The 13,014-nt window shown below is 62.1% G+C and carries 13 protein-coding genes and 1 pseudogene; 9 read left to right on the top strand and 5 right to left on the bottom strand.

Going from position 1 to position 13,014, the window contains the following annotated elements:
• Nucleotides 1-197 precede the first annotated feature (197 nt).
• Nucleotides 198-392 (top strand): hypothetical protein, encoded by a 195-nt coding sequence (locus AC1DWG_RS25290; protein WP_477788480.1) that lies wholly within the window; start codon nt 198-200, stop codon nt 390-392.
• Between the two features lie 14 nt (nt 393-406).
• Here the strand turns inward: AC1DWG_RS25290 and AC1DWG_RS25295 are convergent, their stop codons facing one another.
• Nucleotides 407-760: a DUF1428 domain-containing protein gene (locus AC1DWG_RS25295; RefSeq protein ID WP_477755866.1), complete on the bottom strand. Its 354-nt coding sequence runs from the start codon at nt 758-760 to the stop codon at nt 407-409.
• A gap of 17 nt (nt 761-777) precedes the next feature.
• Nucleotides 778-1,842 carry a hypothetical protein gene (locus AC1DWG_RS25300; RefSeq protein WP_477788481.1) on the bottom strand — a complete coding sequence of 355 codons (1,065 nt, stop codon included), beginning with the start codon at nt 1,840-1,842 and terminating at the stop codon, nt 778-780.
• 320 nt (nt 1,843-2,162) lie between these two features.
• Here AC1DWG_RS25300 and AC1DWG_RS25305 point away from each other — a divergent pair, with 320 nt between their 5' ends.
• Nucleotides 2,163-2,423, top strand: coding sequence for a hypothetical protein (locus tag AC1DWG_RS25305; protein ID WP_477788482.1), 261 nt, complete (start codon nt 2,163-2,165; stop codon nt 2,421-2,423).
• A gap of 23 nt (nt 2,424-2,446) precedes the next feature.
• Here the strand turns inward: AC1DWG_RS25305 and AC1DWG_RS25310 are convergent, their stop codons facing one another.
• Nucleotides 2,447-2,683 carry a hypothetical protein gene (locus AC1DWG_RS25310; RefSeq protein ID WP_090456183.1) on the bottom strand — a complete coding sequence of 79 codons (237 nt, stop codon included), beginning with the start codon at nt 2,681-2,683 and terminating at the stop codon, nt 2,447-2,449.
• Between the two features lie 181 nt (nt 2,684-2,864).
• Between AC1DWG_RS25310 and AC1DWG_RS25315 the strand changes: the two genes are divergently transcribed.
• The 6 genes and pseudogenes from AC1DWG_RS25315 (at nt 2,865) to yghX (ending at nt 10,058) form a co-directional block, all read left to right on the top strand.
• The gene (locus AC1DWG_RS25315; protein WP_477788483.1) at nt 2,865-4,637 is read left to right on the top strand and encodes an L-lactate permease; all 1,773 of its coding nucleotides are present in this window, start codon (nt 2,865-2,867) and stop codon (nt 4,635-4,637) included.
• Nucleotides 4,638-4,815: 178 nt separating this feature from the next.
• Nucleotides 4,816-6,315 (top strand): glycolate oxidase subunit GlcD, encoded by a 1,500-nt coding sequence (gene glcD, locus AC1DWG_RS25320; protein ID WP_477762261.1) that lies wholly within the window; start codon nt 4,816-4,818, stop codon nt 6,313-6,315.
• Nucleotides 6,315-7,379 (top strand): glycolate oxidase subunit GlcE, encoded by a 1,065-nt coding sequence (glcE, locus tag AC1DWG_RS25325; RefSeq protein ID WP_477788484.1) that lies wholly within the window; start codon nt 6,315-6,317, stop codon nt 7,377-7,379. Before glcD ends, glcE begins: the two co-directional genes overlap by 1 nt.
• A 3-nt stretch (nt 7,380-7,382) precedes the next feature.
• Nucleotides 7,383-8,597: pseudogene (glcF, locus tag AC1DWG_RS25330) on the top strand (glycolate oxidase subunit GlcF); the annotation flags it as partial.
• Between the two features lie 22 nt (nt 8,598-8,619).
• Complete coding sequence (locus tag AC1DWG_RS25335) at nt 8,620-9,021, top strand: heme-binding protein (RefSeq protein WP_477762263.1); 402 nt, start codon at nt 8,620-8,622, stop codon at nt 9,019-9,021.
• Nucleotides 9,022-9,170: 149 nt separating this feature from the next.
• A complete protein-coding gene (yghX, locus tag AC1DWG_RS25340) occupies nt 9,171-10,058 on the top strand; it encodes a YghX family hydrolase (RefSeq protein WP_477788485.1) in 888 nt (295 codons plus the stop codon).
• Nucleotides 10,059-10,200: 142 nt separating this feature from the next.
• Here the strand turns inward: yghX and AC1DWG_RS25345 are convergent, their stop codons facing one another.
• Both AC1DWG_RS25345 and AC1DWG_RS25350 read right to left on the bottom strand, forming a co-directional pair.
• Entirely contained in the window at nt 10,201-10,854 is a 654-nt protein-coding gene (locus AC1DWG_RS25345) for a peroxiredoxin (RefSeq protein ID WP_477788486.1), read from the bottom strand.
• 123 nt (nt 10,855-10,977) lie between these two features.
• A complete protein-coding gene (locus AC1DWG_RS25350; RefSeq protein ID WP_477762266.1) occupies nt 10,978-11,922 on the bottom strand; it encodes an aldo/keto reductase in 945 nt (314 codons plus the stop codon).
• Nucleotides 11,923-12,048: 126 nt separating this feature from the next.
• Here AC1DWG_RS25350 and AC1DWG_RS25355 point away from each other — a divergent pair, with 126 nt between their 5' ends.
• Entirely contained in the window at nt 12,049-12,837 is a 789-nt protein-coding gene (locus tag AC1DWG_RS25355) for an alpha/beta hydrolase (protein WP_477788487.1), read from the top strand.
• The last annotated feature ends 177 nt before the right edge of the window (nt 12,838-13,014 follow it).

A 13,014-nucleotide genomic window follows, 5' to 3' on the forward strand; every position in this document is an offset into this window, starting at 1 on the left:
AGCAACGCAGCCCTGCACAACAGCAGGCCCGGCCCTTCGGGTTGTGCCTTAAAGCGGGCCAGGCTGCGTTGCAGGCCTTGGAAAGGGAACAACCATTCCCAGCGGCCTGCGCCTTGCCTGGCCCGCTTTAAGGCAACAACGCGACGGGAAAACTAATTGAGAACGCCCCCTAGCATCCCGAAAAACCGGAGGGGGCCATGCGACAGATCATCAGCAAGGAACCATGGTGGGCCAGACCGCCCGAGCCCGGCCAGGATGAACTCAAGCTGGAATGGGGCTGGCTGGTGCATTACAGCGAAGGCGAGCCGCGCTTCGAGTTCATCCGCGAGCGGCCGACGGACGAAGAAATCCAGCAGCGCAAGAGTTGCAGGATCACCCCGACGCCGGAGTGATCCCATGGCCGGCGTCAGACTTTGAGGAGCACTTCAAACCCGCCATACACCAAGCGCTGACCGTCAAACGGCATCGGATTGACGTTTGGCTGCATGCGCGGGTCCTGCATCATCTTGTCCATCCCGGCATTACGGGTGGCCTTGTCCGGCCAGATGATCCAGCCAAAAGCCACGGTTTCGCCGTCTTTGAGTTTCACCGCCATCGGGAACGAGGTGACCTTGCCTTGCGGCACGTCTTCGCCCCAGCATTCGACCACGCTCAAGGCACCGTTTTCCTTGAAGATCGAGGCGGCGATTTCGGCGTGTTTGATGTATTGCTCACGGTTGGCGGTGGGTACGGCAGCGATAAAACCATCGACGTAAGACATGCGTTTTTCTCCTGGGGTCATGGGGTGTGCTGCTGGGTAGTCGATTGCGCTGGCGTCCGATCGACAGTGCCTGTGCTCAAACCGACCGGCGGTGCAGTGCGTTCCGCCAGGCTGCCTTCGATCTGCGCCGCCATGTAAAGCGTGGCGGCCATGACGCCGCTGGTCGGGCTCTGCACCAGTTTGGTCCAGGCCTTGTCGAAGGTATTGCCCAGGCTACGGCGAATCAGCGCCTCGCTATCGGGCCGGTCAAAGGCCTGGATGAATGCGCGAATGCCAGCCACCCCTAGCGTGATCAAGCCACCGGCCAGTTTCCCGGTCGCTGCGGCCACGGCGCTGGCGGCCCCGCGCGGGGCCATCTCGGCTTCCATCCGCCGGCTGGCGCGCCTGGCCACCGGCGCCATCGCGGTATCGGTCGAGCCCACCCCCTTGTCGCCACCGGCCTTATGGACTTTGTCGATCAGCGCGGCGAAGGCCGGCAAGGAGTTCAGCGGTTCGGTGTGCACGACCTGGTACAACGAGGCGTCCCTCGTCGGCGGAGGCCCAAGGGCGATGGCCGGGACTTTCTGGATGCGCCCGTTGAGCTGGGCCATCGGCACGCCGTGGCGGTTGGAGATTTTCTGCAGCTCTTCCTTGAGGATGTCGACATAGAACGCCGCTGCCAGGCCGAGAATCGCATCGGGATCGATTTCCACGGCCACCGGGGCCAGGACCTTATCCTGATAGGCTTCGAGCAGGTACGCCGCCAGGCGTTTTTCCACGGCGTCCTGCTCACCCTTGGCGCTGATGGTGTACCAGCTGACCTTCATCGACAGCCATTCCTGGGTCCAGTAACTGCTGAACCACGGAATGAAATTCTGTTCGGTCATTTCATAGACCCGTGTGCGCCAGTAATCCATGGCGCCGCGGGCGTAGATTTTGCTCTGCTCGGTGGCCGCCTGCGACGCGATGACGATCTCCCGGTCCACTTGTTGCCAGGTGCTGGCAGGAACGATGACCGGTGCCACTTCCACCGGCGCGCGCACAGATGTGGCACACCCCGCCAACACCACCAGCACGGCAATGATCAGCGAACGCAGGTTCAAGATGGCGGCTTCCTGAAGTTGGCACCGGGCGAAATGCCCGACACGCAAAACTTTCGGTTTAAGTATAGGTGGCGATGTCCCGGAGCCCGCGAAAGGGCCCGCATCAACAGCGAAAAAACCGCCATCACTTGCATCGATAATCACCATCGCCGCGATTGCCTTCCGCTTGATGGCCGTCAGCGTAGGATCGATCTCAAGCCAACACGAAACCCCGAATCGGAGGGGAACATCATGCTGATCCATCTGCTGACCTGCCTGGCCCTGACGGCGTTCACTTTGGGCGTATTTTCCTGGTACGTCCTGAGTGAGGAGCAAACATCATGATTCACACCGTTACCCTCGCCGTGCGTTTTCCGGTGTTCGGCAACAATTTCTACGCGCAGAAATTCGAGTCGCGTAAAGAGTTGACTCTGCTGTTCGACGAGAAGTTCGAGGCATTGCTGATCCCGGCAGCCGATCATCACTTCAGCAACGAAGTGGTCGGGCTCAATGATCAGTTCCGTTTTTTGAATGACGTGCTGGTCGAGCATCTGCTGGATATCGAGCTGGTAAAAGGCTCGACCCGTTCGTTCGGGTTCTGACAGCGACCGCCGGTCGCCTGGGCTCACAACGTTCGCTGGCTATTGCCAATCCCCTTGGCAATATCGATCCCCCAATCCATCGCCGCTTCCATGTCCAGCATGTGCGGCCGTGGGTCGTGGTTTTCATCGATGGCCGAGCCGTCCGGCCGATAGACACCGATGAACATGCCCAACGAACCGTCCTTCAATATCTCGGCCTTGACCTTGATGTTGCATCCGTTCGATAGCGTTTCCTTGTGTTCCATATGGCGCTCGGTCATGACTGCATTGCTCCCCTGACTGAATTCAAACCCTACTGGCCATGCTAGCTCAGCCCCCGGAACTGCGCCGACCCGCTGGACCGGAGGGCCTGCCCTGACAGCGGCGCAATGCCACCTATACTGAAAACCACCTCCCCCACAAGGGGTCTGCACGTCCAACAATAAAAAGCAGAGGTGGAACATGGTCTGGCAGCAAGTCTACGATCCGTTCGGTAACCCGGTGCTTTCAACGCTCATGGCGGCTGTGCCAGTGGTGGTGATGCTGGCGTCCCTCGCGTTTTTCCATGTCAAGGCGCACCTGGCGGCGTTGCTCGCCCTGACCTCGGCCCTGCTTATCGCGATCTTCGCCTTCGGCATGCCGGCGAACATGGCAGGTTCCGCGGCGCTGTTCGGTGCAGCCAACGGTCTGCTGCCGATTGGCTGGATCGTGTTGAATATCATCTTCCTGCACCGCCTGACCACCGAGAACGGTTCGTTCAAAGTGTTGCAAGACTCCCTGGCGCGCATCACCGATGACCGACGCCTGCAATTGCTCCTGATCGCTTTCTGCTTCGGTGCGTTTTTCGAAGGCGCGGCCGGTTTCGGTACGCCGGTGGCGGTGACCGGGGCGATTCTGATCGGGCTGGGCTTTTCGCCGCTTGCCGCTTCGGGGCTGGCGCTGATCGCCAACACTGCCCCCGTGGCGTTCGGCGCCCTCGGCACGCCGATCATCACCCTGGCCAAGGTTACCGGACTGGACGAAATGGAACTGTCGATGATGGTCGGCCGGCAGTTGCCATTCTTCTCGGTGCTGGTGCCGTTCTGGCTGATCTGGGCCTTTGCCGGCTGGCGCAAGATGCTGGAAATCTGGCCGGCGATCCTGGTGGCCGGGGTCAGTTTTGCCGTGCCGCAGTTCCTGGTGTCCAACTATCACGGGCCGATGCTGGTGGACGTGATCGCCGCACTGATTTCCATGGCCTGCCTGACCGGCTTCCTCAGGGTGTGGAAACCGGCCACCGTGCACACGTCCGCCGCCCTGTCCGGCCGGGTCGACAATTCGAAGATCGACGCCGAGCACGACGAGAAACCCGTACCCACTGCAACCTTCGCCAACGAGGCGAAGCCGGCGGTGATGCGCGCGTGGATGCCGTGGATGCCGTGGATCATCCTGACGATCTTCGTGTTCATCTGGGGTACGCAAGGCTTCAAAAACACCTTCGACACCCGTCCGGCGATTGACCCGCAAACCAGTGCCGCCAAGCTCGATCCTCAGGGCAAACCGCTGCGCGAGGCCAACCCGGTGTTCGCTCCGGTCGTGACCTTCACCACCCTGCACTTGCAGGTCGAAAAAGTCCCGCCCGTGGTGCCTGCGCCGAAAACCGAAGAGGCGGTCTACAAGTTCACCTGGTTCACCGCCACCGGCAGCGGCATTCTGCTGGCGGCGATTGTCGGCGGTCTGCTGATGGGTTACTCGATCCCGCAACTGATTCGCCAGTACCTGCGCACCCTGTGGGTGGTGCGTTACTCGCTGATCACCATTGCGGCGATGCTCGCCCTGGGCTTCCTCACGCGCTACTCGGGCCTGGATGCGACCATGGGCCTGGCCTTCGCCGCGACGGGCATCTTCTATCCGATGTTCGGTACCTTGCTCGGCTGGCTCGGCGTGGCGTTGACCGGTTCGGACACGGCGTCCAACGTACTGTTCGGCGGCTTGCAACGGGTGACGTCCGAGCAGTTGGGCATCAGCCCGGTGTTGATGGCCGCCGCCAACAGTTCCGGCGGGGTCATGGGCAAGATGGTCGACGCCCAGTCGATCGTGGTTGCCTCCACGGCCACCCGCTGGTACGGCCATGAAGGAGAAATCCTGCGCTACGTGTTCTTCCACTCGATTGTGCTGGCGATCCTGGTTGGCGGGCTGGTGTCGTTGCAGGCCTACGTCGCGCCGTTCAGCCATATGGTGGTGGGCGGACATTGAGTCTGCGCACCCTGCTCACCACGCTTGCAACGCCCGGGCTCCATCGCCCGGGCGTTGGCATTTTCCGCGCGGATTTATTGAATGAAATCCTCCTTCAGGCTGACAAATACCCCATGGACAGTCGGCTGTATCAGGCCAATGATGAAGGTCGGTGGCCTCCAGCGAGAATCGTGATCCCATGAACATTCTCTACGATGAGCGCGTTGACGGCGCCTTGCCCGACGTCGACAGACAGGCGCTGTTGCACGCCCTGAAAACCCGGTTGCCGAATCTGGAAATCCTGCATCAGCAGGAGGAACTCAGGCCCTACGAATGCGACGGACTGTCGGCCTATCGCACCACGCCGATGCTGGTGGTGTTGCCCCGATATATCGACGAAGTGCAAGGGGTGCTGCGCGTCTGCCATGAGCTGCACGTCCCCGTGGTGGCCCGTGGCGCGGGCACCGGTTTGTCCGGCGGGGCGCTGCCCCTGGAGAAAGGCGTGCTGCTGGTGATGGTGCGCTTCAACAACATCCTGAGCATCGACCCCGCCGCCCGTACCGCACGGGTTCAGCCCGGTGTGCGCAATCTGGCGATTTCCCAGGCGGCGGCACCGTTCGGCCTGTATTACGCGCCGGATCCGTCCTCGCAGATCGCTTGCTCCATCGGCGGTAACGTCGCGGAAAATGCCGGTGGCGTGCATTGCCTGAAGTACGGCCTGACGGTGCACAACGTGCTCAAGGTCGACATCCTTACCGTCGATGGCGAGCATTTGAGCCTGGGCTCCAATGCCCTCGACTCTCCCGGTTTCGACCTGCTGGCGCTGTTCACTGGCTCCGAAGGCCTGCTCGGGGTGATCACCGAAGTCACGGTCAAACTGCTGCCCAAACCGCAGACCGCCAAAGTGCTGCTGGCTGCGTTCGATTCCGTGGAAAAAGCCGGGCGCGCAGTCGGCGACATCATCGCCGCCGGCATCATCCCCGGTGGCCTGGAAATGATGGACAACCTGGCCATCCGCGCCGCCGAGGACTTCATCCACGCCGGTTATCCGGTGGACGCCCAGGCCATTCTGCTGTGCGAACTCGATGGCGTTGAAGCCGATGTCTGCGATGACTGCGAGCGGGTGCGCCAGGTGCTGCAACAGGCCGGCGCCATCGAGTTGCGGCAGGCGAAAGACGAAGCCGAGCGCGTGCGTTTCTGGGCCGGGCGCAAGAATGCCTTCCCGGCGGTGGGCCGCCTCTCCCCGGACTACTACTGCATGGACGGCACCATCCCCCGTCGAGAACTGCCCGGCGTACTGCACGCCATCGCCGAACTCTCGAACGAATACGGCCTGCGGGTGGCCAACGTGTTCCATGCCGGCGACGGCAACATGCATCCGTTGATTCTGTTCGACGCCAATCAACCCGGTGAACTCGATCGAGCCGAAGCCCTGGGCGGCAGGATTCTGGAGTTGTGCGTGAAAGTCGGCGGCAGCATCACCGGTGAACACGGTGTGGGCCGCGAGAAAATCAACCAGATGTGCGCGCAGTTCAACAGCGATGAACTGACCCTGTTCCATGCCATCAAGGCCGCCTTCGACCCCAGCGGCCTGCTCAACCCCGGCAAGAATATTCCGACCCTGCACCGCTGCGCCGAATTCGGTGCCATGCACATACATGGCGGTCAATTGCCCTTCCCTGAGCTGGAGCGTTTCTGATGCGCAGCCCTGAAGATTTCGATGACAGCCAGTCACTGCTGGAACAGGTCAATCAGGCGCTGGAAAACGCCACGCCGTTGCGCATCCAGGGTTCCAATAGCAAAGCCTTTCTCGGCCGCACCACGGCCGGGGAAATTCTCGACACCCGCTCGCACCGGGGCATCGTCAGTTACGACCCGACTGAACTGGTGATCACCGCCCGTTGCGGCACGCCGTTGTCGCAACTGACGCAGGTGCTGGACGCCGCGCAACAGATGCTGCCCTGCGAACCGCCGGCCTTTGGCGACGGCGCCACCGTCGGCGGCATGATCGCCTGCGGGCTGTCCGGGCCACGACGCCCGTGGGTCGGTTCGGTGCGGGACTTCATTCTTGGCACGCGGGTGATCACAGGGCAAGGCAAGCTGTTGCGCTTCGGTGGCGAAGTGATGAAAAACGTCGCCGGCTACGACCTGTCACGCCTGATGGCCGGCAGTTATGGCTGCCTCGGGCTGATCACCGAAGTTTCCCTCAAAGTGCTGCCAAAACCCCGGCAAGCCTTGAGCATCAGCCTGGAAATCGACGCCGAACGGGCGTTGCTGCGCCTGGCGGAATGGGGCCAGCAGCCGCTGCCGATCAGCGCCGCCTGCCACGACGGCGAACGCCTGCACCTTCGGTTTGAGGGCGGTGAAGGTTCGGTGGCGGCGGCCCATGAGCGCCTCGGTGGTGAGCAGTTGGACTCTTCCTGGTGGGACGATCTCAACGAACAGCGCTTGGGTTTCTTCGATGAAGACCAGCCGCTTTGGCGCCTGTCCCTGCCGCACAACACGCCTTGCCTGTCGCTGCCGGGTCGCCAGTTGATCGACTGGGGGGGCGCCCAGCGCTGGCTGAAATCCGATGCCGACGCGGCGTTCATCCGCCAGGTGGTCGACGAGGTCGGCGGCCATGCCACTTGCTTCAGCCACGGCCTGACCGACACCCCGTTCCATCCGCTGCCGCCAGCGCTGATGCGTTATCACCGCAACCTGAAACAACAACTCGATCCACGGGGCATCTTCAACCCCGGACGCCTGTACGCGGAGCTTTGAACCATGCAGACGACCTTGAGTGAAAGCGCCAGCCATCTGCCCCGCGCCGCAGAAGCCGAAAGCATCCTGCGCACCTGCGTGCACTGCGGCTTCTGCAATGCCACGTGCCCGACCTATCAATTGCTCGGCGATGAACTGGACGGGCCGCGGGGCCGTATCTACCTGATCAAGCAAGTGCTGGAAGGCAACGACGTCACGCAAAAGACCCAGCAGCACCTGGATCGCTGCCTGTCGTGCCGCAACTGCGAAACCACCTGCCCGTCGGGCGTCGACTACCACAACCTGCTGGACATCGGTCGAGCGGTGGTCGATGCGGCGGTGCCGCGCCCGCTCGGTCAGCGCCTGTTGCGCGAGGGGTTGCGGCAGACCGTGCCGCATCCGGACTTGTTTAAAAGCCTGGTCAATAGCGGTCAGGTGTTCCGCGCGTTGCTGCCCGGCACCCTGCAAAGCAAGTTGCCGCGAACTGTCTACCCGGCCAAGCCGCGGCCCATGACCCTGCGTGAGCGTCAGGTGCTGATGCTCGAAGGTTGCGTGCAGCCCAGCCTGTCACCCAACACCAATGCCGCGGCGGCGCGGGTGCTGGACCGGTTGGGGATCAGCGTCATCGCGACCCGCGAGGCCGGTTGCTGCGGCGCCGTGGATTACCATCTGGACGCCCAGGCCGCCGGCCTCGATCGCGCCCGGCGCAACATCGACGCGTGGTGGCCGGGCATCGAAAAAGGCGCCGAAGCGATTGTGCAGACTGCCAGCGGTTGCGGCGCCTTTATCAAGGATTACGGCCATCTGCTCGCCAGCGACCCGGCCTATGCCGACAAGGCAAAAAAGGTCAGCGTGCTGGCCCGGGATCTGGTGGAAGTGTTGCGCGACGAGCCGCTGGGAAAACTTGGCATCCACGCCTCCCAACGCGTGGCCTTCCATTGCCCCTGCACCTTGCAGCATGGACAGAAACTCGGCGGTGCCGTGGAAGCACTGCTGACCGAACTCGGTTTCAACCTGACGTCAGTCCCCGACGGGCACCTGTGCTGCGGCTCGGCGGGCACCTATTCGCTGACTCAGCCCGAACTGTCGCGACAACTGCGCGACAACAAACTCAACGCCCTGGAAAGCGGCCATCCCGAGGTGATTGTCACGGCCAACATCGGCTGCCAGACGCACCTCGACGGCGCGGGCCGAACCCCGGTGCGGCACTGGATCGAACTGGTCGAAGACGCCCTGCCTTTACTAAACCCTGGAGATGTCCATGAACCGCAAAGCCGTGCTGAGCCAGACCGAAGTCCAGCAGATCATCAAAGCCGCCCGCGCCGAAGCACAGGCCAATCAATGGGCCGTGACCATCGTGGTAGTCGATGACGGCGGCCACCCGCTGGCCCTCGAGCGCCTCGACGGCTGTGCGCCGAGCAGCGCGTATATCGCCACCGAAAAGGCCCGGACCTCAGCCCTCGGGCGGCGTGAAACGAAAAGCTATGAGGACATGGTCAACGCCGGGCGCTACGCTTTCCTGTCAGCACCGTTGCTGACCTCGCTTGAGGGTGGCGTGCCGATCGTTTTCGATGGGCAGGTGATTGGTGCTGTCGGGGTATCGGGGGTCAAGCCCGGGCAGGATGCGCAAGTGGCCAAGGCCGGGGCGCAGTGCCTGAAATGAGATTGTGGCATGACCCCAGATCCCTGTAGGAGCGGGCTTGCCCGCGAAGACGGCGGCACATCCGATACTTTTGTGCCAGACACACCGCTTTCGCGGGCAAGCCCGCTCCTACAGGGGTCATGTTGAACCAGCCGAGAGGAGTTGCAGCAATGAACCGTCTAACTGCCAAAGACTTCGCCCCTGAACTGCTGGAACTCTACGACTACTACGCCCACGGCAAGATCAACCGCCGGGAGTTTCTCGACCGTGCGGCGCTGTTTACTTTCGGCGGTTTGACGGCTGGTGCCCTGCTCGCCGCGTTGAGCCCCAACTACGCACTGGCCGAGCAGGTCGAGTTCACCGATCCGGACATTCTTGCCGAATACATCACCTACCCCTCGCCCAAGGGCCACGGCCAGGTTCGCGGTTACCTGGTGCGTCCGGCCAAGGCCACCGGCAAGGTGCCGGCGGTGGTGGTCGTGCACGAAAACCGCGGGCTCAACCCGTACATCGAAGACGTGGCCCGACGTCTGGCCAAGGCCGGTTTCATCGCCCTCGCCCCGGACGGCCTGAGTTCGGTCGGCGGTTATCCCGGCAATGACGACAAGGGCCGCGAACTTCAGGCCACGGTCGACCCGGAAAAGCTGATGAACGACTTTTTCGCCGCCGTCGAGTGGATGATGAAACACCCCGCCGCCACTGGAAAAGTCGGTATCACCGGGTTCTGCTACGGCGGTGGCGTGACCAATGCCGCTGCCGTGGCCTATCCGGAACTGGGTGCCGCCGTGTCGTTTTATGGCCGTCAGCCAACGACCGAGGAAGTGCCACGGATCAAGGCACCGGTGATGCTGCACTACGGCGAACTGGATACGCGGATCAACGAAGGCTGGCCGGCCTATGAGAAAGCGTTGAAGGCCGGGGGCAAGACCTATGAGGCCTATATTTATCCGGGCTGCAATCATGGCTTTCACAATGATTCGACGCCGCGTTATGACGAGGCGGCGGCGAAGCTGGCGTGGGAGCGGACGTTGGGGTGGTTTCGCAAGTATCTGGTTTGATTAAAGTCCTGGGCCAGCAGGACCGGCCCCATCGCGAGCAGGCTCGCTCCTACATTGGGGTTCTGTCGAACACAAATTTTGTGTTCACTGAAGTTCCCTGTGGGAGCGAGCCTGCTGGCGATGGCGATCTCACTGCTGGTGACTACTTCGGCTGAGCCACGGTCCGCAGATACGGCTTCAAGGTCTTGAAGCCATCCGGGTATTTCTTCTTCGCGTCTTCGTCAGACACCAAGGTCGGGATGATCACATCGTCACCCGGCCGCCAGTTCACTGGCGTGGCAACGGTGTGTTTGGCATTCAGTTGCAGGGAATCGAGCAGGCGCAGCACTTCATCGAAGTTGCGCCCGGCGCTCATCGGGTAGATCAGCATGGCCTTGACCTTCTTGTCCGGGCCGACGATGAACACCGAACGCACCGTGGCGTTGTCCACTGCCGTGCGCGCGCCGCCGCTGGCATTGGGATGGATCATGTCGTAGAGCTTGGCCACCACCAGGTTTTCGTCGCCGATCAGCGGATAGTTGATCGCCGTGCCCTGAGTCTCGGCGATGTCACCGACCCAACGGTTATGGTCACTGACCGGGTCGACGCTTAGCCCGACGACCTTGGTGTTGCGCTTGTCGAACTCGGGCTTGAGTTTGGCCAGGTAACCCAGTTCGGTGGTGCACACCGGGGTGAAATCCTTGGGATGGGAAAACAGGATGGCCCACCCATCGCCGATCCATTGGTGAAAGTTGAGGGTGCCTTCGGTGGTGTCGGCGGTGAAGTCCGGTGCTTCGTCGCCAATACGGATAGCCATGTTCGATCTCCTTGCAGTGATGGACAGGGACGCCGTCAGGGCAGCGAATGCGCTTTCAACGGCATGGACGCGAAACAGTATAGGAGAGGTTCCGGGACTCGCCGGCCTGCGTTGGGTGAGTCGCTAGCCCACCAGCGCAATCAGCTGCTGGCGCTGGGCATCGGTCAGCATCGGGCCGAAACCGGCCCGGGCATTTTCCGCCATGTAGCGCGGATTGCCGGTGCCCGGAATCACGCAGGTCACCGCCGAATGCGACAGCAGGAACTTCAGCGCCAGTTGCGGCCAGCTCTTGACCCCGACTTGCGCCGCCCAGCCTGGCAGCGGCTTATCCCTCAGCCTGGCCAGCAAGCCGCCACCGCCGAACGGCCGGTTGCAGATCACCGCTACCCCACGCTCACGGCACAACGGCAGCAGGCGTTTCTCGACTGCGCGATCATCCAGGGCGTAGTTGATCTGCAAAAAGTCCAGTGGCTCGGCCTTGAGTACCGCTTCCACTTCTTCATAGGCTGATGCGGTGTAATGGGTGATGCCGATGTAACGAATACGCCCTTGTTCCTTCCAGTGGCGCAGGGTCGGCAAGTGCGTCTGCCAGTCCAGCAGGTTGTGGATCTGCATCAGATCGATCCGGTCGGTTTGCAACAGGGCGAAGGATTGTTCCATCTGCGCGATGCCTTCTTCGCGGCCCCGGGTCCACACCTTGGTGGCCAGGAACGCCGGTGAGCACGGCTCATGGATCGACAGCAGTTCGCCGATGGTCTGTTCGGCGCGACCGTACATCGGCGAGCTGTCGATCAGCTTGCCACCCTTGTCGAACAACGCATCGAGCACCGCGGGCAAGTCTTTGTAGGCCGGTTGCGCAGGCTCGACATCGAATCCGCGATAAGTGCCCAACCCTACGATCGGCAAGGACTCGTTGCTGGAAGGAATGGCGCGGGTCTGCATGGTCTTGCCTCCTGTTCCCGTCGACGGCTCGGGTTGTGCACCCGCCGGACCGAACGTGAAGACCGCCGAAGCACCGGCAGCCAGCGTGAGTACTTCTCTACGGGTGTAACCCTCAGGATGGCTCATAAAACGCTTCTCACCAGTCGCCGGGGTCCGGGCTGTTGCGCCGACAACCCGGAAAACCCGCGCCAAGGGTCGATTGACTACACTCAGAAAGCCTTGCGCCAGCCACTTTCAAACCCCGAGCAGTCAATGCCGCCCACTAACGTTAGTCGAATGTTGCGCACCCTGTTGTTACTCGTCGTCATCGTCGCTGCGTTGTACCTGGCGCTGTGCGCGGCGCTGTTCGTGTTCCAGCGGGCGCTGATTTACTACCCGCAACCGCGCGCCATCGGGACCGCCTCGACGCTGCTCACCCTGCCCGTCGCCGACGCACAGGTGCTGGTCTCCATCCGACCGCACGAGGGTCCCAACGCGCTGATCTATTTCGGCGGCAATGCCGAAGACGTCTCGCGCAACCTGCCCGGGTTCTCCCAAGCCTTCCCTGACTACGCGCTGTATCTGCTGCATTACCGTGGCTACGGCGGCAGTTCCGGCTCACCTTCCGAAGAGGCCATTGCCCGCGATGCCATCACCTTGTTCGACCAGGTGTATGTCAGCCATCCGCATGTGGCGGTGGTCGGACGCAGCCTGGGTTCCGGGGTTGCCGTGCRCCTGGCCAGCGAACGCCCGGCCGCGCGACTGGTGTTGATCACGCCCTATAACAGCCTCGAAGGGCTGGCTGCCCGTCAATTTCGCTGGTTTCCGGTGCGCTGGTTGTTGAAGGATAAATACCAGTCCTGGCGCTACGCCGCCCGCATCACGGTGCCGACTCGTCTGATTGCCGCCGAGCATGATGAAGTGATTCCGCGCTCAAGTACCGAGCGTCTGTTAAGTCATTTCACCCGCGGTGTGGCGTCATTGCAGGTGATACCGGGGACAGGACATAACTCGATCAGCGACAGCCCTGAGTACCTCAAGAGGCTGGGGGATGGGTTGTAGCAAGCAAGGTAGAACATACCTGTGACCTGTGGCGAGGGAGCTTGCTCCCTCGCCACTTCCCCCTTAGAGCCCCCTCAACTGCGCCGCTGCCGGTGGCCGTTCATCCGAGAATTCACCAGCACTCAATAAAAACATATTTTTATGCCTATATTGATATTGTCGAACGTTCCCACTCTC

It is taken from the genome of Pseudomonas sp. P4_B3, assembly GCF_056402295.1.